The 307-nt window shown below is 45.0% G+C and carries 1 protein-coding gene; it reads right to left on the bottom strand.

The window, feature by feature from the left end:
• A partial coding sequence (locus ACG9ZB_RS16960) for an amino acid permease (protein WP_419326819.1) occupies nucleotides 1–307 on the bottom strand: 307 nt, incomplete at both ends.

The following is a 307-nucleotide window of genomic DNA, read 5'->3' as shown; positions in this document are numbered from 1 at the left end:
GAAAATCGCTTTAGGGAGTGTTTTCTCGGTATCTTTTGTTTCTTCTGCAAGCGAGCTGAGCGAGTCAAAACCTGTGAAGGAGAAGCACAGTAAAGTCGCGCCAGTCATTAGGGGACCCAGTGTAGTAAGTTCATTCCAGAATGGCTCTAAACTCCATAACTGATATTGAGCATTGACCAAAGTACCATCTGCGTTGACGCCACCAGCAAGTAAGCTGTAAACCATCCACGTGAAGTAAGCAATCACACCTAACTGTACAACAACGATCAAACCATTAAAGTTTGCAACGAAGCGTGCACCACGTAAG

Source organism: Acinetobacter johnsonii, assembly GCF_048551975.1.
Lineage (GTDB): Bacteria > Pseudomonadota > Gammaproteobacteria > Pseudomonadales > Moraxellaceae > Acinetobacter > Acinetobacter johnsonii_A.
The sequence above is the reverse complement of the archived record's forward strand: the minus strand, read 5'-3'. Positions and strand labels throughout refer to the sequence as shown.